Below are 17,745 nucleotides of genomic sequence, written 5' to 3'. Positions count from 1 at the left end.
CAAGGCCGTGGGCTTTGTTTTTGCGCGGCGGGTGGGCGTTGGTATCGGTGGGTTGGCTGCTGGCGGCGAGTGCGACTTCCTGCTTCGGGTCGAGTTTTTCTCGCGCGATGCGCCGCCGGCGTGTTTCTTCCGCACGAGTAGCGGCGGACGGGCCGGGTGCGGATCAGAATTTGGCGCTGGTAAAGAGGGGAAGGTTGCGCTAAACTATTGGGCTCGCTGCGTGAGGGGTGCGATGCTCCAATCGAGAACGGCGTGAATCCGGAGCGGGTGCTTAGCTCAGTTGGTAGAGCGGCGCCCTTACAAGGCGTAGGTCGGGAGTTCGAGCCTCTCAGCACCCACCATTTCCGTTTCGCGACACGCGTTCGACGCAGCTCGAAGAAGATTGCAGCAGTAATCGAAACCCGCATGGCGATTGGCTTTGCGGGTTTTTGCTTTTTTGGGACGTCGCCGGCGGTGTTCTTGGTCGCGCGCCGCTACGCGGACTGTCTCGCCCGGTCGCGGCGCTTGCTCACCGCATCGTCGAGCATTCGCTCGGCATTGCCGAACGCATCGCGCAGCGCGACGTACACGTCCTCGTCGGACTCGCGATTGGACACGATCTCGATCCCCGGAATCGTCACGTCGACGTGCACGTCGAAGGGCTTGCGCTGGTGCTTGTGCTTGTCGTCGAGGATCACGCTGACCTGGCGGGCGGCGACGCCTTCATTGTTCGTCGCGGCGCGAATGGCGGTTTGACGCCGATCAACGTCGATCGGTTGCGCGGGCATGCGCATCGCGGCGCGCATTGCGCCTGCCCGGGCGCCCGGCATGGCTTCGTTGACTCAGGTCAACGTGGGCGCGAGCGGCCGCCATAGGCTGGAGCTGTCGTTGCACTCGTTCGGCATCATGCAAGGAGCGTCTCCATGAACCGTCGCACGCGGCCTTTCAAGGCAGGCAGTCACGAAGAGGTCTATCCTGGCCTCGCGCAAGATCCCTATGCGATGCGTCGCAAACTGCACGAGCCGACGGTGTGCCCCACCTGCGGCGCGGTCTTCAGCGCCGGGCGCTGGCAGTGGCTCGCGCGTCCCGACGGCGCGCACGAGCATCTATGCGGCGCCTGTCGGCGCAGCGCGGAGAACATGCCGGCCGGCTATCTCCATATCGACGGGCCGTTTGCGAGCGAGCATTGGTCCGAGCTGCTCCAGTTGCTCCGCAGTCGCGAGGAACAGGCGCGGGCCGAGCATCCGATGCAGCGGATTATGTCGATCGACACGGACGACGGCGCGACGGTCGTGACCACGACCGATGTCCATCTGGCGCGCAATCTCGGCTCGGCGCTGAAGTCCGCGTATCAGGGCTCGCTCGACCTGAAATACAGTCCGGACGAGCAGCTCGTGCGGGCGTATTGGCGTCGATAGCGACTCGCGGGCGTCGCGTGTGCGCCGCCCGGGGCCCCGGGGCGAGCCGCACGTTCGAAGGGGTTCCAACCATTCGCTGTCGGGTGTGGAGGCAACATGCCGTGGACCGTCGATCGCTATCCGGCGTCGATGCGCAACATGACGCCCTGGGTGCGCGACAAGGCGATCGAGATCGCCAATTTGCTTCTTCTTTCTTTTGGGCGGTTGCCGCGTCTCGGCGCGTTGAGTTCGGCGATTCGGCGTTCGTGGATGCCGCCTGCCGCCTCTCGCGCGATGGTTCGGCTCCAGGTGCGCCCAAACGTGAACTTCCGATGCGCCGCGCCGTGTTGACATGCGTCAATCGGTAGCGCGCCCGCACGCCGACAATCGGTTCGTGGCGAACGCATCGTCGCGATTCGGCCGTGCCGTGCAATGGTTTTGCCGGGGCTTGCCGGGCGCGCGCCGGCATCGGCGAGCGCGCGATGCGTGGCGCGGACATGCTGCGGCCGGCCTCGACGGGCCGCATGGAGACCGATGATGAGCAAGACCTATCCCGAGCAATATCACGAATTTCAACTGACGCTGGGCAAGCTGGCGAACAGCCCGCTCGGGCCGACGCTCGACGGATTCTCCCGGATGCATCAGCCGGCGCTCGCGGCCGGCGCGATCGATGAGCGCGGCAAGCGGCTGATCGCGCTCGCGATCGCGGTTGCGACGCAATGCGACGATTGCATCGGCTACTACGTGCACGAAGCATTGCGCGCGGGCGCATCCGATCACGAGATTCTCGACGCCGCGGGCGTCGCGGTGATGATGGGCGGCGGGCCGGCCGTCGTCTATGCGTGTCACGTCTACGAGGCGCTCGAGCAGTTTTCGGCCGCCGCGGCGGAGCCGCCCGTGCCGCCCGATGCGGTGCTGGCCGGCACGGCGACTGTCGACGATCCCGATTGAGCGTCACGGTTTTTCGCCCGTGTGTCTTCGTGGTCGGCGGGCCGCCGGCGCATGGTGGGCGAAGGCGCCGCGAGAATGCCGAGGCGGCTGCGCGATCCGCGCCGAAGTTTCGGGCCCGAGAACCTGAAGTTTATCGATCGTGATCTGCAGGCACGTCGATATTGCGTGCAGGCGACAACTTCGGATACCATGGCGGATTGCCGCGCTGTCGCGGTAGCTGCTGGGCCCGGCCGGGCGCGCCTTCGATCGGCGCCTCGGCGCGCCGCAAGGTTGCGCGGCCCTGCACGCAAGCAAGACCAAGGAGCGGTAGTTCAGTCGGTTAGAATACCGGCCTGTCACGCCGGGGGTCGCGGGTTCGAGTCCCGTCCGCTCCGCCATCATCCCGAAAGGCGAACTCCGGTTCGCCTTTTTTCTTGCCTGCTGTTGTAATATCGGGCGTTTTGTCCAGTTCACGCCGTCACGCATGCTCGATTTCTTTCGCAATCACCAGCGCCTGATGATGTTCTTCCTGCTCCTGATCGTGCTGCCGGGGCTAGGGATCGTCGGCATTCAGGGTTTCCGTGGGTTCTTCGACGAAAACGCGAACGTCGCGGCCGTCAACGGGCACAAGATCACGCGCGCCGAATTCGACGGCATGCTGCGCCAGCAGGTCGACCAGGCGCGCCAGATGCTGGGCGCGCAGTTCGACGCGAAGGCGTTCGATACGCCGGAGCGCCGCCAGCAACTCCTCGACGGGCTGATCCAGCAGCGCGCGCTCGCCGACGAGACGCAGCGCCTGCATCTGACCGCGTCGGACGGCGCGGTGCGCCAGACGCTGTTGAGCGACCCCGTGATCGCGTCGCTGAAGAAGCCGGACGGCTCGTTCGACGCCGAGCGCTACACGCAGATGCTCGCGATGCAGGGCATGACGCCCGATCAATACCAGGAGCGCGTGCGCTACAACCTCGCGCTGCAGCAGATTCCGGCCAGCATCGTGGCGAGCGCGTTCACGCCGAAGAGCATCGCGCGCCGTCTGACCGAACTTGCCGAGCAGCAGCGCGAAGTGCAGCCGATGGTGCTGAAGCCGGCCGACTACGCGGCGAAGGTGCAGCCGACCGACGCACAGATCTCCGCCTACTACGACGCGCACAAGCAGGCGTTCGCGACGCGCGAGACGGCGACGATCCAGTATCTCGTCTACTCGCAGGCGGCGGCCGTTGCGGCGGCGCAGCCGAGCGACATCGACATCAAGAAGTACTACGACGACAACATCGCGCACTACCGCACCGATGCGCAAGTGCGCGTGAGCCATATCTTCATCGCGGCGGCGAAGGACGCGAGCGCGGCCGACAAGGCCGCCGCGAAGGCGAAGGCCGAGCAGTTGCTCGCCGAAGTGAAGGCGCATCCGGACCAGTTCGCGCAAATCGCCGAGAAGAACTCGCAGGACGCGCCGTCGGCGGCGAAGGGCGGCGATCTCGGCTTCATCACGCGCGGCTCGACGGCGGGCGGCGCAGCGTTCGACGATGCCGCGTTCGCGTTGAAGAAGGACGAAGTCAGCGGCGTCGTGCAGGGCGACTTCGGCTTTCACATCCTGAAGGCGACCGACGTGAAGCCGGCCGTCGTGAAGCCGCTCGCCGAAGTGAAGGATTCGATCGCGGCGGACCTGAAGCAGCAATTCGCGGCGAAGGCGTTCGCCGACAACGCGGAAGGCTTCACGTCGACCGTCTACGAGAAGGCGAAGAGCCTGCAGCCCGCCGCCGACAAGTACAAGCTGACGATCCAGACCGCTGCGGTGTCGCCGCAGCCGAACCCGGCGCTGCCGCCCGACAGCCCGCTCAACAACGCGAAGTTCCTCGCGGCCGTGTTCGCCGCCGATTCGGTGAAGAACGGCAACAACACGCAGGCGATCGACGTCGGCAACAACACGCTGATCGCCGCGCGCGTGACGAATCACCAGCCGTCGACCGTGCCCGCGCTCGACGCGATCAAGGACCGGGTGCGCGCGAAGGTGGTTGCCGACGAGGCGGCGCGTCTCGCGAAGCAGGACGGCGAAGCGAAGCTCGCGGAGCTGCGCAAGTCGAAGTCGACGGCGGGCTTCGCCGCGGCCGACAAGATCTCGCGCACGCAGGCGCACGGCTTGCCGCCGGCGGCCGTCAGCGCGATCTACAAGGTCGATCCGAAGACGTTGCCTGCCTATGTCGGCGTCGATCTCGGCAACGACGGCTATGCGATCTTCCGCGTGAATTCGGTGGTCGCGGCTGCGCCCGCCGACGATCAGCGTCTCGCGGCCGCTCAGCAGCAGCTCGCGCAGGTGTATGCGCAAAGCGAGACGGAAGCGTATCTCGCGTCGCTGCGCGCTCGCTCGAAGGTCAAGCTGTACGGCTCGACCGCCGGCGGCGCGCAGGACGGCTCGAACTGACGGCGGACGACGGCGCGCCAGCGCGCTCGTTCGAGAAGGAACAGCCCCGCCATCGCGCGGGGCTGTTTCGTTTCGGCGGGTGTGCGGGGCCGGGTGTTCGGGGTCGGGTTTCGCGCCGGGCGATGCGGGGCGCGAAGCCGAAGCGGCTGTCTGACGGCATCGGCCGGTCCGAGACGGTCGACGGACAGACGAATCGCCGCATCGACGCATCGAGCGCCGGCGCGGCGCGGTCAGCGCGCCGACGTCCGCAACAGCGGCTTGAGGGTCGGCCACACGTTGTCGAGCAACTGGCGCTGCGCGGCCTGCGTCGGATGGATCTGGTCGGCCTGGAACATGTCGGGCTTGTTTTCGATGCCGGCGAGCAGGAACGGCACGAGCGGCACGCGCATTTCCTTCGACAGCGCCGTGTAGACGCCGTGAAATTTCTGCGTGTAGTCCGGCCCGTAGTTCGCCGGCACGTACATGCCGACGAGCAGCACCTGCGCGCGTGCCTGCCGTGCCTGCGCGACGATCTCGCGCAGGTTGCTTTCGGTCGCGGCAAGCGGCACGCCGCGCAGCGCGTCGTTCGCGCCGAGCTCGACGACAACGACGGCGGGCTTGAGCCGCGCGAGCGCCGCGGGCAGCCGCGCGCGGCCGCCGCTCGTCGTGTCGCCGGAGATGCTCGCGTTCGCGACGTTATAATCGATTCGCTCGGCCGCGAGGCGCGCGCGCATCAGCGCGACCCAACCCGTGTCGCGCGGCAGGCCGTACTCGGCCGACAGGCTGTCGCCGAGCACGAGGATCACCGGCTTGCTGCCGTTGGCGTTCGGCGCGGGCGCGGCATTCGTTGCGGCGGATGCCGCGCCCGCGAGCGCCACGATCACGGCGAGCGTCGCGCCGACCTTCCAGTGAAATGTGCGTTTCATGCTCAAGATTACCGATCCGATCATCGAAGTGCGGAATGTGTGCAAGCGTGTCGCCGATGCCGCAGGCGAGCTGACGATCCTCGACGGCATCGACCTGACGGTCCGCGCGGGCGAGAGCGTCGCGATCGTCGGCGCGTCGGGGTCGGGCAAGTCGACGCTGCTCGGCCTGCTCGCCGGCTTGGACAGCGCGACCGAGGGCACGGTTCGCCTGTTCGGTCAGGATCTCGGCCGGCTCGACGAGGACGCGCGCGCGGCGCTGCGCAACGGCGCCGTGGGCTTCGTGTTCCAGTCGTTCCAGTTGATGCCGCATCTGACCGCGCTCGAGAACGTGATGCTGCCGCTCGAGCTGCAGGGCGGCGTCGGCGCGCGCGAGGCTGCGCAGCGCGCGCGCGCGCTGCTCGAAGAGGTCGGACTCGGCGCCCGCACGGGGCACTATCCGAAGCTGCTGTCGGGCGGCGAGCAGCAGCGCGTCGCGCTCGCGCGCGCGTTCGTCACGCGTCCGGCGCTCTTGTTCGCCGACGAGCCGACGGGCAGCCTCGATGCGGCGACGGGCCATGCGGTCATCGATCTGATGTTCGAGCTCAATCGCGCGCACGGCGCGACGCTCGTGCTCGTCACGCACGATCCGGAGCTCGCGCGCCGCTGCGGGGCGACGGTCGTGCTCGAAGCGGGGCATCTGCGCGGCGCGGAACGCGCGCGGCAGCAAGCGAGCTGACGCGGCGCGCGCCCCGAGCCGCACGAGCGCAGCGGCCGCGCTCTCGCCGCCGCCCGCGTGGGCGCATGCGTTATTCGCCCAACGCCTTCCTTGCGCGCGCGATCAGCGCCGACGTCGACGAATCGTGCTTCGCCGGATCGGCCTGCGCGGCCGTCAGGTCCGCCTCGACGACCTTGCCCAGAATCTTGCCGAGCTCGACGCCCCACTGGTCGAACGGATTGATGTTCCACACCGCCGCCTGTACGAGCACCTTGTGCTCGTACAGCGCGATCAGCGCGCCGAGCGTGCGCGGCGTGAGTGCGTCGACGAGAAGCGTCGTCGTCGGCCGGTTGCCGGGGAACGTCAGGTGCGGCGCGAGCTCGGGCTTGGTCGGGCCGGCGATCTTGCGCGCTTCGTCGAGCGTGCGGCCGAGCATCAGCGCCTCGCTCTGCGCGAAGCAGTTCGCGAGCAGCTTCGGATGATGGCTCGCGAGCGGATGCTCGGGCGTGAGCACCGCGATGAAATCGATCGGCACGAGCGTCGGGCCCTGGTGCAGCATCTGGAAGAACGCGTGCTGGCCATTCGTGCCGGGCTCGCCCCACGTGACGGCGGACGTCGGGTAATCGACGAACGCGCCGTCGATTCGCGCGGACTTGCCATTGCTCTCCATCTCGAGCTGCTGCAGGTACGACGGCAGGTAATGCAGCGCCTCCGAGTACGGCGCGACGAGATAGCTCTGCGCGCCGAAGAAATTCCGATACCAGATGCCGACGAGACCCTGCAGTACCGGCAGGTTGCGCTCGAGCGGCGCGGTGCGGAAGTGCTCGTCCATGTCGTGCGCGCCGGCGAGCAGTTCGTCGAAGCGCTCGGGCCCGATCGCGATCATGATCGACAGGCCGACCGCCGACCACAACGAATAGCGGCCGCCGACCCAGTCCCACATCTCGAACACGTTCGCCTCGGCGATGCCGAACCTGACGACCTCGGCGGGATTCGCCGACACGCCGACGAAGTGCTTCGCGAGCGCGCTCTCCGGGCAGCCGTTCGCGACGAACCAGTCGCGCAGCGAGCGCGCGTTCGTCATCGTCTCGAGCGTCGTGAAGGTCTTCGACACGATGATCGCGAGCGTTTCCTGCGGATCGATCTGCTCGAGCACGCGCGCGAGGTCCGCGCCGTCGACGTTCGACACGAAGTGCGTCGCGATGTCGGGCGTCGCGACGTGGTGCAGCGCGTGGACGACCATCTTCGGCCCGAGGTCCGAGCCGCCGATGCCGATGTTCACGACGTGGCGGATACGCTTGCCGGTGTGGCCCCTCCATGCGCCGCTGCGCACCGCGTCGGCGAAGCGCGCCATTTTCGCGCGCTCGGCCGCGACCTGCGCGTGAAACGGCGCGTCGGGCGCATTCGCGCGCAGCGCGGTGTGCAGTGCCGCGCGTCCTTCAGTCGGATTCACGGTTTCGCCCGCGAACATCGCGTCGCGGCGCGCCTCGACGCCCGCTTCGCGCGCGAGTTGCACGAGGAGGGCGAGCGTCGCGTCGGTGATGCGGTTCTTCGAGAAATCGGCGGCGAGGCCGCCGCCTTCGAACGTGAAGCGTTCGGCGCGCGTCGGCGCGCGATCGTTGGCGGGGGCGAACCAGTCGCGCAGATGCGCGTCGCGGATCTCTTCGTAGTGCGCTTGCAGCGCGGGCCAAACGGGGAGCGAATTCAGCGTCATGGCAATCAGGAGCGAAACAGCATGAACCGGGGGAGGGCTGCGCCTGCGCGCCGGCGCGCGGCATGCAGGCGGACGAGGAGCCCGCCTGGGCGGCGGGACGATCAGTATAGCGGCGCTTCGCCCGGTGCGGCGGGTCGCGTATAAAACAGCCGATTGACGAGCACGCGCACGGCGGCCGCGAGCTCGCCCGCGGCGAGGCCCGCGGGGCCCGCGCCAGCCGCGCACAGCCGCTCGGCGGCGAGCCCGTGCAGATAGACGCCGGCAAGCGCCGCTTCGTAGCGCGGCATGCGCTGCGCAAGAAACGCGCCGATCAGGCCGCCCAGCACGTCGCCCGTGCCGCCCGTGGCGAGCGCCGCGTTGCCGGTCGGATTGATCGCGATACGGCCGTCGGGCGCCGCGATCACGGTGCCCGCCCCCTTCAGCACGACGACCGCCGAAAAGCGCGCGGCGAGCGCGCGCGCGGCGGCGATACGGTCGCGCTGGACGGCGGCCGCGTCGGTGGCGAGCAGGCGCGCGGCTTCGAGCGGATGCGGCGTGAGGACGGCGGCGTCACCCGCGCGGCCGCGCGCGGCGAGCGCGTCGGCGAGCGCGGGCGTGTTCGCGATCAGGTTCAGCGCGTCCGCATCGACGAGCTTCGGCGCATCGAGCGGCAGCAGCGCCGCGAGCGTGCGCGCGGCCCGCTCACTCGCGCCGAGCCCGCAGCCGATCGCGAGCGCGGTGAGCGACGCGCTCGGCAGCGCGTCGGCCGGATGCAGCATCAGCTCCGGATACGGCGGATCGTACGGCGGCGCGCCCGCGCCGACAAAGCCGACGTGGACCTTGCCCGCGCCCGCGAAGAGCGCCGCGCGCGCGGCGAGGATCGGCGCGCCGCACATGCCCGTGTCGCCGCCGACGATCGCGATGCTGCCGTACGTGCCCTTGTGCGACGCGAACGCGCGCGGCGGCAGGCGCGCATCGAAGAGCCCGGGTGCGTTCAGCCGGATCGCGGGCGCGGGCGGCTCGCCGAGATCGAGGGGCGCGACGTGAATCTCGCCCGCGAGGTCGCGCCCGTCGCCGGTGTAGAGGCCGGGCTTCGTGGCGATGAACGACAGCGTGTCGGTGGCCGCGACGGCGCTCCCGCCGCCGACGCGCGTGCCGGTGTCGCTGTCGAGGCCGCTCGGCACGTCGAGCGCGAGCACGCGGCCGGTGCGCCGCGCGCGCGCCGCGATGCGCTGCGCGATCGCGGCGAACGCGCCGTCGAGCGGCCGCGCGAGCCCGATGCCGAACAGGCCGTCGACGAGCCAGCCGTAGCCGTCGAACGATTCGGGCGCCGCCTCGTCGATCGGCACGTTCGCCGCGCGCGCGCGCTCTAGCGCCCAGCGCGCGTCGCCGGGCTTCACTTCGATCGGCATCCAGGCGTCGGCCGCGAAGCCGAGCCGGCGCAGCTCGGCCGCGGCGACGAGCGCGTCGCCGCCGTTGTTGCCGGGGCCGACCGCGAACCAGACGGGCCGCGGATCGCTGACGAGCCGTGCCGCGAGCCATTGCGCGGCCGACTTGCCCGCGCGTTCCATCAGCGTGTGGGGCGGCAGCGCGGCGGCCGCCGCGGTTTCGATGTCGCGCAGCTCGGCGATGGTCAGAAGCGGCTCGCTCGCGTGAAGCGGCGGCAAGTCGAACGGTTCGGACGAATGGGGCAGGGGGGAATCGGCGGACAGGATCATGGGCGGCTCGCGATCACGCGCCGCCCGCGCGCGGCGGCAACGGCGTCAGGTGGCAAAGCGCTCCGCGCGCAGCGCGGCGAGCGTGTCGGCGGGCACGCGCTGCGCGCTGCCGCCGAGGTCATCTGCCACCACTTTAGCAGACCCGAACGCGAGGCCCCAGCCCGCCGGGCCGTGGCCGAAGTTGACGAAGACCCGCGGATCGGCGGTCGGCCCGACGACGGGCAGGCCGTCCGGCGACAGCAGCTTCGCGCCTTGCCACGCGCGCGCGGCGGAGATCTTCGCCGCGCCGGGCAGCCAGTCGTGCGTCGCCTGGCCGAGGAGGGTGAGCGCCGCCTCGGACAGCGGCTCGGGCAGCGGCCGCGCGAGATCCCGCGCGCTTTGCAGCACGGCGCCGCCGCCGATCCGCAGCCGCTGGCCGAGCCGCGTGATCGCGATCCGCTTGACCGAGTCGACGATGCTCAGATGCGGCGCGTGCTCCTCATACGCGAGGGGCGCCGTCAGCGTGTGGATGCGCACCGGATGCAGCGGCGCGCGCACGCCGAGCGGCTCGACGAGCGCGAGGCTTTCCGTGCCCGCCGCGACGACGATCGCGTCGGCCGAGATCACGTCGACTTCCTTCGATTTCGCCGCGCGCGGATCGGCCGGGTCGGGCGCGAGCTCGACGGCCGCGCGCGTCGCGTCGGTGCGGATCGCGGCGACCGCGCGGCCGAGCCGGAACTGCACGTCGCGCTCGTCGAGCACCTGCTTGACGAGCTTCGCGAAGAGCGGGCAGTTCGCGGTGCGCTCCTGCGCGAACAGCACGCCGCCCGCGAACGCGGGATCGGCCGGCATCGACGGCTCGAGCGCCGCGCACGCCTCGGGCGCGAGCGTCTCGTAAGGCAGGCCGAGGTCGCGCATCAGGTCGAGCGCGGGCTGCGTCGCGTCCCATTCGGCCGCGTCGCGCACGACGTGCAGCACGCCGCTCTTCTGTTCGAATTCGAGACCGAAGCGCGCCTCGACGTCGGCGATCGCCTCGCGCGACAGCTCGACGAGCGGCCGCAGCCTCGCGTACTGCGCGGCGAACGCGGCGGGCTCGCGCAGCGCGTCGAGGCGGCGCGTGAAGCGCCGCAGCGCGCCGTCGAGGCCCGGCTTGTAGACGACGCCGCTCTTCTGCGCGCGCCGCTCGCGCATGAAGGTCGGGCCGAACCAGACGTCGAGCGGGGTCGGCAGCAGCGTGCCGCCCTGGCCGTAGGTCGCGCCTTGCGCGACCGTCGCGTGGCGCTCGACGACGCACACGCGATGGCCGGCCGCGCGCAACTGGTAGGCGGTGGCGATGCCGGCGATGCCGCCGCCGATGACGATTACATCCATGTTCGATTCGATGTCGGGCGCCGCATACGGCCCGATTGAGGATCTTGCGTGGCGGGCCGTGCGCGGCCCGGTGAAGCGCGCATGATAGCGCCAAATGAAGCGCGCCGGCCGATGCGGCGCGCGCGGGCGGCCGTTCGGCGGGCGACTTCCGGGTATAATTACGGCCTTCCTTACGCCCCACGTCGCCAGCTTGCGCGACTCATCGACGTCAGTCCAGCCCATGGCTCACTTCTCGTGTTTTCCCGGTGCTTCGGCGCTTTCCGATTTCCGTCAAACCCGCCTGCTCGACGCGCTCAAGCAAATCGACGGCGACATCGTCGCGGTTCGCGGCCAGTATCTGCATTTCGTCAACGCACATGAGCCGCTCACCGCGGACGACGACGCGCGCATCGGCGCGCTGATGCACTACGGCGCGCCGTTCGAGCCCGCCGCGGAGAAGGGCGCGACCGAGACCTTCGTCGTGCTGCCGCGCTTCGGCACCGTGTCGCCGTGGGCGAGCAAGGCGACCGACATCGCGCAGCACTGCGGCCTCGCGCGCGTGCGCCGGATCGAGCGCGGCATCGAGTTCACGGTGACGCTGAAGGCGGGCCTCCTCGGCGTCGGCGCGAAGAAGGCGCTCGCCGCCGACGCGCGCGCGGCGGTCGCGGCCGCGCTGCACGACCGGATGACCGAGAGCGTCGTCGCGTCGCGCGACGACGCGCGGCACCTGTTCGACGAACTGCCGGCGAAGCCGCTCGCGACGGTCGACGTGCTCGCCCGCGGCCGCGCCGCGCTCGAGCGCGCGAACGTCGAGCTCGGCCTCGCGCTCGCCGACGACGAGATCGACTACCTCGTCGACGCGTTCAAGAAGCTCGAGCGCAACCCGACCGACGTCGAGCTGATGATGTTCGCGCAGGCGAACAGCGAGCACTGCCGCCACAAGATCTTCAACGCGCAGTGGACGATCGACGGCGAAGCGCAGGACATGTCGCTTTTCGCGATGATCCGCAACACCGAGAAGATGAGCCCGCAAGGCACGATCGTCGCCTATTCGGACAACTCGTCGATCATGATGGGCGCGCAGGCGGAGCGCTGGTTCCCGCGCGGCGCGAACGGCTCGAATGGGCTCGCCAATACGCCCGCCAATACGCCCGCCAATGCGCCTGCCGAGCGCTACGGCCGCCACACCGAGCTCACGCACACGCTGATGAAGGTGGAGACGCACAACCACCCGACCGCGATCTCGCCGTTTCCGGGCGCCGCGACGGGCGCGGGCGGCGAGATCCGCGACGAAGGCGCGACGGGCCGCGGCGCGCGGCCGAAGGCGGGCCTGACGGGCTTCACGGTGTCGAACCTCGATCTGCCGGGCGCGCGCGAATCGTGGGAAAACGCGCGCGACGCCGCGCGGCCGGCAGGCGCGCGCGACGCGCACGAGCCGCACGCGCCGTACGGCCGCCCGGACCGGATCGCGTCGCCGCTGTCGATCATGATCGACGGCCCGCTCGGCGGCGCCGCGTTCAACAACGAATTCGGCCGGCCGAACCTGGGCGGCTACTTCCGCGTGTACGAGCAGAACGTCGGCGGCCAGGTGCGCGGCTATCACAAGCCGATCATGATCGCGGGCGGCATCGGCAACATCTCGGACGCGCACACGCACAAGCACGACGTGCCGGCAGGCTCCTTGCTGATCCAGATCGGCGGCCCCGGCATGCGGATCGGCATGGGCGGCGGCGCGGCGAGCTCGATGGCCACGGGCGCGAACACGGCCGAGCTCGATTTCGATTCCGTCCAGCGGGGCAACCCGGAAATCGAGCGCCGCGCGCAGGAAGTGATCAACGGCTGCTGGCAGCTCGGCGATCAAAACCCGATTCTCAGCATTCACGACGTCGGCGCGGGCGGCCTGTCCAACGCGTTCCCCGAGATCGTCGACGGCGCGGGCAAGGGCGCGCGCTTCGAACTGCGCAAGGTCGCGCTCGAGGAGTCGGGGCTGTCGCCGCGCGAGATCTGGTCGAACGAGGCGCAGGAGCGCTACGTGCTGGCGATTTCGCCCGCCGACCTGCCGCGCTTCGAGGCGATCTGCGCGCGCGAGCGCTGTCCGTTCTCGGTTGTCGGCGTCGCCACCGACGAGCGCCGGCTTCAGCTCGTCGACGACGAGGCGACGGGCGCGGCCGGGCATCCGGTCGACATGCCGATGGACGTGCTGCTCGGCAAGCCGCCGCGCATGCACCGCGACGTGAAGCGCGTCGCCGTCGAGCGCGCGGGCGTCGACGTGACGGGCCTCTCGTTCGCCGACGTCGCGCGCGACGTGCTCAGGCACCCGAGCGTCGCGAGCAAGTCGTTCCTCATCACGATCGGCGACCGCACGGTCGGCGGCACGTCGGTGCGCGACCAGATGGTCGGCCCGTGGCAGGTGCCCGTCGCCGATTGCGCGATCACCGCGCTCGACTACGCGGGCTTCGCGGGCGAGGCGATGACGATGGCCGAGCGCACGCCGCTCGCCGTGATCGACGCGCCGGCGTCGGGCCGGATGGCGGTCGGCGAGGCGATCACGAACATCGCGGCCGCGCCGATCGCGTCGCTCGACAAGCTGAAGCTGTCCGCGAACTGGATGGCTGCGTGCGGCACCGAAGGCGAGGACGCGAAGCTCTTCGACACCGTGAAGGCGATCGGCATGGAGCTGTGCCCAGCGCTCGGCATCGGCATTCCGGTCGGCAAGGATTCGCTGTCGATGAAGACGAAGTGGGACGACAACGGCGTCGCGAAGGAAGTCGTCGCGCCGGTGTCGCTGATCATCTCGGCGTTCGCGCCCGTCGAGGACGTGCGCCGCCATCTGACGCCGCAACTGCGCCGCGTCGCCGACGTCGGCGCGAGCGTGCTGATCGCGATCGATCTCGGCCGCGGCAAGCATCGCTTGGGCGGCAGCATTCTCGCGCAGGTCACGCAGCAGGTGGGCGACGAAACGCCCGACGTCGACGATCCGGAGGACCTGAAGCGCTTCTTCGCGGCGATCCAGTCGCTGAACGCGCGGAATAAGCTGCTCGCGTACCACGACCGCTCGGACGGCGGTCTGTGGGCGGCCGTCTGCGAAATGGCGTTCGCGGGGCACGCGGGCGTGTCGCTGAACGTCGACATGCTGACGCTCGATGCGCAGCACGAATCCGATTACGGCGACGCGAAGGACTGGGCGAAGCAGACGAGCGGCCGCCGCGAGGACCGCACGATCCGCGCGCTTTTCTCCGAGGAGCTCGGCGCGGTCGTCCAGGTGCGCGCGGCGGACCGCGACGCGGTGCTCGGCGCGCTGCGCGAGCATGGCCTGTCCGCGTGCTCGCACGTGATCGGCGCGGTCAACGAGACCGATGCGATCGAGGTGTACCGCGACGCGAAGAAGATTTACGAAGCGCCGCGCGTCGAACTGCAGCGCGCGTGGAGCGAGGTGAGCTGGCGCATCGCGCGGCTGCGCGACAATCCGGCGTGCGCGGACGCGGAGTACGACGCGGTTCTCGACGCCGGCGATCCGGGCCTCGCGCCCGTGCTGACGTTCGATCCGGCGGAGGATATCGCCGCGCCGTTCATTGCGACCGCGGCGGGTGCGCGGCCGCGCGTCGCGATCCTGCGCGAGCAGGGCGTGAATTCGCATCTCGAAACCGCCTATGCGTTCGACCGCGCGGGCTTCGACGCGCACGACGTCCACATGAGCGACCTGCTCGCCGGCCGCGCGACGCTCGCCGATTTCGCGGGCGCGGTAGCGTGCGGCGGCTTCTCGTACGGCGACGTGCTGGGCGCGGGCGAGGGCTGGGCGAAGACGATCCGCTTCAACGACAGGCTCGCCGACATGTTCGCCGCGTTCTTCGCGCGCCCCGACACGTTCGCGCTCGGCATCTGCAACGGCTGCCAGATGATGTCGAGCCTCGCGTCGATGATTCCGGGCGCGGATGCATGGCCGAAGTTCACGCGCAACAAGTCCGAGCAGTTCGAGGCGCGCTTGTCGTTCGTCGAGGTGCAGAGCTCGCCGTCGATCTTCTTCGCCGGCATGGAAGGCTCGCGGATTCCGGTCGCGGTCGCGCATGGCGAAGGCTACGCGGACTTCTCGCAGCAGGGCGATCAGAGCCGCGTCGCGGTCGCGATGCGCTACGTCGATCATCGCGGCGGCGCGACCGAGCGCTATCCGTTCAACCCGAACGGCTCGCCCGCGGGCATCACGTCGGTGACGACGGCGGACGGCCGCTTCACGGTGCTGATGCCGCACATGGAGCGCGTCCATCGCACGGTGACGATGAGCTGGCATCCGGAAGGCTGGGGCGAGGCGAGCCCGTGGCTGCGCGTGTTCCGCAACGCGCGCCGCTGGATCGGCTAAGCGGCGGCCCGTGCCGCGCGCATTGCCGCCGGCGCTTCGCTTTTTGCGGCAAACAAAAAACCGCTCGGGGGGAGCGGTTTTTTTGCGATGCATGGCCGCGCGCGATGCGCGGCGCCGAGGCCGGCGAGCGTTACTGGATCTTCGCCTGCTGGCGCAGGCCTTCCTCGAACGTCTGCAGTTTCTGCTGGACCATCTGCTGCGCGATCTGCTGCTTGACCTGCTCGAACGGCGGCGGCGTGATGCTGCGGACGTCGTCGACGCGGATGATGTGCCAGCCGAACTGCGTCTTCACCGGCGCGTCCGTCATCTGGCCTTTCTGCAACTGCTGCGCGGCCGCCGCGAACTCCGGCACGTACGCCTTCGGATCGGACCAGTCGAGATCGCCGCCGTTCTTCGCCGAGCCCGGGTCCTTCGAGAATTGCTTCGCGAGATCCTCGAACTTCGCGCCGCCCTTGATCTTCGCGATCAGGTCCTTCGCCTGCTGCTCGTTGTCGACGAGGATATGGTGCAGGTGATATTCGCGGCCCCCGGCGTTCTTCACGAGCTCGTCGTAGCGCGCCTTCAGCTCGGCGTCGCTCGGCTGGTTCTTCTTCAGGAAATCCTCGATCAGCGCGCGCAGCACAGCGGTCTGCTGCGCGACGACGATCTGCGCCTTCACGTCCGGGCGATTCGGAATCCCGCGCCTGATCGCTTCCTGCATCAGAATCTCGCGATTGACGAGCTCCTGGCGCACCGCCTGCTCGAGCTGCGGCGTGTCCTGCTGACCTTGCTGGACGAGCTGCGCGATCATCGCGTCTGCGCGCGATTTCGGAATCGGCGTGCCGTTCACGACGGCGATGTTCTGGGCGAAAGCGGGAGCGGCTGCGAGAGCGGCTGCCGCGGCCCACAGGCGGGGAGATTTCAGGATCATCGGGAAGTTCCTAATGAGACGGACTTAATGAGAACGGGAAGACTCAGGATATTCTTCTGGCGTGTACGCAACGATCGCAAGCGCGTGAACGCCGCGCTGCATGGCGTCGGCGAGCGCATCATACACCAGCCGATGTCGCGCAACGCGGCTCTTGCCGGCGAACGCGGCGGACACGATCGTGACCGTGTAGTGGCCGCCAGCGGCCGCGCCCGCATGGCCCGCGTGCTGCGCGCTATCGTCGCGCACATGGACCGACGCGGGCGCGAGCGCGGCGGTAAGCCGTGCCTCGATGAGCGCGATGCGCTCGCTCGGCGTGGCGTGCAGGAAGGTGTCGCTCATCGTCACTCGTCCTTCAGGTATTTCGCGAGCCAGAGGCTTTGCAGGATCACGAAGACGACGATCGCGCCCGTCGTGCCGAACAGCTTGAAGTTGACCCACTGCGATTCGGTGAAGTTGCGCACCACGTACAGATTCGTCACGCCGAGCGCCGCGAAGAACGCGGCCCACGCGAGGTTCAGCTTGTCCCAGACCGGCTCGGGCAGCGTCAGTTGCTTGCCCATCATCTTCTCGATCAGGTTCTTGCCGAACGCGTAGCGCGCGGCCACGAGGCCGACCGCGAACAGCCAGTAGAGGACGGTCGGCTTCCACTGGATGAACTTCTCGTCATGCAGCACGAGCGTCGCGCCGCCGAACACGACGATCACGCCGAGGCTCACCCACAGCATCGTGTCGACCTTCCGATGCCGGAACGCGACCCACGCCACTTGCGCGAGCGTCGCGGCGATCGCGATGGCGGTTGCCGTGAAGATGCCCCATAGCTTGAAGGCGGCGAAGAACAGAATGATCGGGAACAGATCGAACAGGAATTTCATGGTGCTCGCGGCTGCGTGGCGGGCGCGTGACCCGCCACCGTTGTAGGGACGCCCCGTCGCGGCGCGCGGGCCGGCCGGCTCCACGGCCGGCCCGGGCTCACTTCCGCTCGGGTTTAGCCTCGAAGTTTAACGCAGCCGAGTTGATGCAGTACCGCAATCCGGTTTTGTCGCGCGGGCCGTCCTCGAACACGTGGCCGAGATGCGCGCCGCACTGGTTGCAGCGCACCTCGACGCGCGTCATGCCGTGCGTGTAGTCCATCTTCTCGTCGATCACCTCGCCGTCGATCGGCTTGAAGTAGCTGGGCCAGCCGCAGCCCGAATGGTATTTCGCGCCCGACTCGAAGAGCGCGGTGCCGCAGACGACGCAGTGATAGATGCCCGCGTCCTCGGTGTCCGTGTACTCGCCGGTGAACGGCCGCTCGGTCGCCGCGCGCTGCGTGACCTCGTATTGCAGCGGCGTGAGCCGGCGGCGCAGCTCGGCGTCGTCCTCCTGATACGGATAACGCCGGTCGTCTCGATCTCCTGACATCTTCGATTCTCCTGAT

Annotated in this window: 15 protein-coding genes and 2 tRNA genes; 8 read left to right on the top strand and 9 right to left on the bottom strand. The window is 69.3% G+C overall.

Features of this window, described 5'->3' with window-relative positions:
- Positions 1-265: 265 nt before the first annotated feature.
- Positions 266-341: transfer RNA gene (locus WT16_RS09715), tRNA-Val, on the top strand.
- A 132-nt stretch (positions 342-473) separates the two neighbouring features.
- Here WT16_RS09715 and WT16_RS09710 read toward each other — a convergent pair.
- Positions 474-809, bottom strand: a complete 336-nt coding sequence (locus tag WT16_RS09710) for an HPF/RaiA family ribosome-associated protein (protein ID WP_059934620.1) — start codon at positions 807-809, stop codon at positions 474-476.
- Positions 810-902: 93 nt separating this feature from the next.
- Here WT16_RS09710 and WT16_RS09705 point away from each other — a divergent pair, with 93 nt between their 5' ends.
- The 5 genes from WT16_RS09705 to WT16_RS09685 all read left to right on the top strand — a co-directional run bounded on the left by WT16_RS09705 (position 903) and on the right by WT16_RS09685 (position 4,725).
- The gene (locus WT16_RS09705) at positions 903-1,397 is read left to right on the top strand and encodes a BCAM0308 family protein (protein WP_006026152.1); all 495 of its coding nucleotides are present in this window, start codon (positions 903-905) and stop codon (positions 1,395-1,397) included.
- A 96-nt stretch (positions 1,398-1,493) separates the two neighbouring features.
- Complete coding sequence (locus tag WT16_RS09700; protein ID WP_063533230.1) at positions 1,494-1,727, top strand: hypothetical protein; 234 nt, start codon at positions 1,494-1,496, stop codon at positions 1,725-1,727.
- Positions 1,728-1,808: 81 nt separating this feature from the next.
- On the top strand, positions 1,809-2,327 hold the full coding sequence (locus WT16_RS35570) for a carboxymuconolactone decarboxylase family protein (RefSeq protein WP_308411156.1): 519 nt from the start codon (positions 1,809-1,811) through the stop codon (positions 2,325-2,327).
- 300 nt (positions 2,328-2,627) lie between these two features.
- Positions 2,628-2,704: transfer RNA gene (locus tag WT16_RS09690), tRNA-Asp, on the top strand.
- An 86-nt stretch (positions 2,705-2,790) separates the two neighbouring features.
- Complete coding sequence (locus tag WT16_RS09685) at positions 2,791-4,725, top strand: SurA N-terminal domain-containing protein (RefSeq protein ID WP_015602446.1); 1,935 nt, start codon at positions 2,791-2,793, stop codon at positions 4,723-4,725.
- 230 nt (positions 4,726-4,955) lie between these two features.
- On the opposite strand, the gene WT16_RS09680 is transcribed toward WT16_RS09685, so the two are convergent.
- On the bottom strand, positions 4,956-5,630 hold the full coding sequence (locus WT16_RS09680; protein WP_006026156.1) for an arylesterase: 675 nt from the start codon (positions 5,628-5,630) through the stop codon (positions 4,956-4,958).
- Here WT16_RS09680 and WT16_RS09675 point away from each other — a divergent pair.
- The gene (locus WT16_RS09675) at positions 5,629-6,345 is read left to right on the top strand and encodes an ABC transporter ATP-binding protein (protein WP_063533229.1); all 717 of its coding nucleotides are present in this window, start codon (positions 5,629-5,631) and stop codon (positions 6,343-6,345) included. The two genes, WT16_RS09680 and WT16_RS09675, sit on opposite strands and share 2 nt — an antisense overlap.
- Before the next feature lie 70 nt (positions 6,346-6,415).
- Here the strand turns inward: WT16_RS09675 and pgi are convergent, their stop codons facing one another.
- The 3 genes from pgi to WT16_RS09660 all read right to left on the bottom strand — a co-directional run bounded on the left by pgi (position 6,416) and on the right by WT16_RS09660 (position 11,085).
- Positions 6,416-8,038: a glucose-6-phosphate isomerase gene (gene pgi, locus WT16_RS09670; protein WP_015601235.1), complete on the bottom strand. Its 1,623-nt coding sequence runs from the start codon at positions 8,036-8,038 to the stop codon at positions 6,416-6,418.
- A gap of 101 nt (positions 8,039-8,139) precedes the next feature.
- The gene (locus WT16_RS09665; protein ID WP_063533228.1) at positions 8,140-9,735 is read right to left on the bottom strand and encodes an NAD(P)H-hydrate dehydratase; all 1,596 of its coding nucleotides are present in this window, start codon (positions 9,733-9,735) and stop codon (positions 8,140-8,142) included.
- 45 nt (positions 9,736-9,780) lie between these two features.
- The gene (locus WT16_RS09660; RefSeq protein WP_063533227.1) at positions 9,781-11,085 is read right to left on the bottom strand and encodes an FAD-dependent oxidoreductase; all 1,305 of its coding nucleotides are present in this window, start codon (positions 11,083-11,085) and stop codon (positions 9,781-9,783) included.
- A gap of 220 nt (positions 11,086-11,305) precedes the next feature.
- Between WT16_RS09660 and purL the strand changes: the two genes are divergently transcribed.
- Positions 11,306-15,418, top strand: a complete 4,113-nt coding sequence (purL, locus tag WT16_RS09650) for a phosphoribosylformylglycinamidine synthase (protein ID WP_063533226.1) — start codon at positions 11,306-11,308, stop codon at positions 15,416-15,418.
- Between the two features lie 130 nt (positions 15,419-15,548).
- Here purL and WT16_RS09645 read toward each other — a convergent pair whose 3' ends face one another.
- The 4 genes from WT16_RS09645 to msrB all read right to left on the bottom strand — a co-directional run bounded on the left by WT16_RS09645 (position 15,549) and on the right by msrB (position 17,729).
- Positions 15,549-16,328, bottom strand: a complete 780-nt coding sequence (locus WT16_RS09645) for a peptidylprolyl isomerase (RefSeq protein ID WP_015601097.1) — start codon at positions 16,326-16,328, stop codon at positions 15,549-15,551.
- A 24-nt stretch (positions 16,329-16,352) separates the two neighbouring features.
- Positions 16,353-16,667: a BolA family protein gene (locus WT16_RS09640; RefSeq protein WP_063533225.1), complete on the bottom strand. Its 315-nt coding sequence runs from the start codon at positions 16,665-16,667 to the stop codon at positions 16,353-16,355.
- A gap of 2 nt (positions 16,668-16,669) precedes the next feature.
- The gene (locus WT16_RS09635) at positions 16,670-17,200 is read right to left on the bottom strand and encodes a septation protein A (protein ID WP_063533224.1); all 531 of its coding nucleotides are present in this window, start codon (positions 17,198-17,200) and stop codon (positions 16,670-16,672) included.
- Positions 17,201-17,297: 97 nt separating this feature from the next.
- Positions 17,298-17,729 (bottom strand): peptide-methionine (R)-S-oxide reductase MsrB, encoded by a 432-nt coding sequence (gene msrB, locus WT16_RS09630; RefSeq protein WP_009911981.1) that lies wholly within the window; start codon positions 17,727-17,729, stop codon positions 17,298-17,300.
- Between the last annotated feature and the right edge of the window lie 16 nt (positions 17,730-17,745).

This window comes from Burkholderia sp. MSMB1589WGS (assembly GCF_001636105.1).
GTDB classification, from domain to species: domain Bacteria; phylum Pseudomonadota; class Gammaproteobacteria; order Burkholderiales; family Burkholderiaceae; genus Burkholderia; species Burkholderia humptydooensis.
The sequence above is the reverse complement of the archived record's forward strand: the minus strand, read 5'-3'. Positions and strand labels throughout refer to the sequence as shown.

Coding starts and splice junctions, on each gene's coding strand:
- WT16_RS09710 (WP_059934620.1), bottom strand. CDS start 809: ATGCCGGGCGCCCGGGCAGGCGCAATGCGCGCCGCGATGCGCATGCCC.
- WT16_RS09705 (WP_006026152.1), top strand. CDS start 903: ATGAACCGTCGCACGCGGCCTTTCAAGGCAGGCAGTCACGAAGAGGTC.
- WT16_RS09700 (WP_063533230.1), top strand. CDS start 1,494: ATGCCGTGGACCGTCGATCGCTATCCGGCGTCGATGCGCAACATGACG.
- WT16_RS35570 (WP_308411156.1), top strand. CDS start 1,809: ATGGTTTTGCCGGGGCTTGCCGGGCGCGCGCCGGCATCGGCGAGCGCG.
- WT16_RS09685 (WP_015602446.1), top strand. CDS start 2,791: ATGCTCGATTTCTTTCGCAATCACCAGCGCCTGATGATGTTCTTCCTG.
- WT16_RS09675 (WP_063533229.1), top strand. CDS start 5,629: ATGCTCAAGATTACCGATCCGATCATCGAAGTGCGGAATGTGTGCAAG.
- WT16_RS09680 (WP_006026156.1), bottom strand. CDS start 5,630: ATGAAACGCACATTTCACTGGAAGGTCGGCGCGACGCTCGCCGTGATC.
- pgi (WP_015601235.1), bottom strand. CDS start 8,038: ATGACGCTGAATTCGCTCCCCGTTTGGCCCGCGCTGCAAGCGCACTAC.
- WT16_RS09665 (WP_063533228.1), bottom strand. CDS start 9,735: ATGATCCTGTCCGCCGATTCCCCCCTGCCCCATTCGTCCGAACCGTTC.
- WT16_RS09660 (WP_063533227.1), bottom strand. CDS start 11,085: ATGGATGTAATCGTCATCGGCGGCGGCATCGCCGGCATCGCCACCGCC.
- purL (WP_063533226.1), top strand. CDS start 11,306: ATGGCTCACTTCTCGTGTTTTCCCGGTGCTTCGGCGCTTTCCGATTTC.
- WT16_RS09645 (WP_015601097.1), bottom strand. CDS start 16,328: ATGATCCTGAAATCTCCCCGCCTGTGGGCCGCGGCAGCCGCTCTCGCA.
- WT16_RS09640 (WP_063533225.1), bottom strand. CDS start 16,667: ATGAGCGACACCTTCCTGCACGCCACGCCGAGCGAGCGCATCGCGCTC.
- WT16_RS09635 (WP_063533224.1), bottom strand. CDS start 17,200: ATGAAATTCCTGTTCGATCTGTTCCCGATCATTCTGTTCTTCGCCGCC.
- msrB (WP_009911981.1), bottom strand. CDS start 17,729: ATGTCAGGAGATCGAGACGACCGGCGTTATCCGTATCAGGAGGACGAC.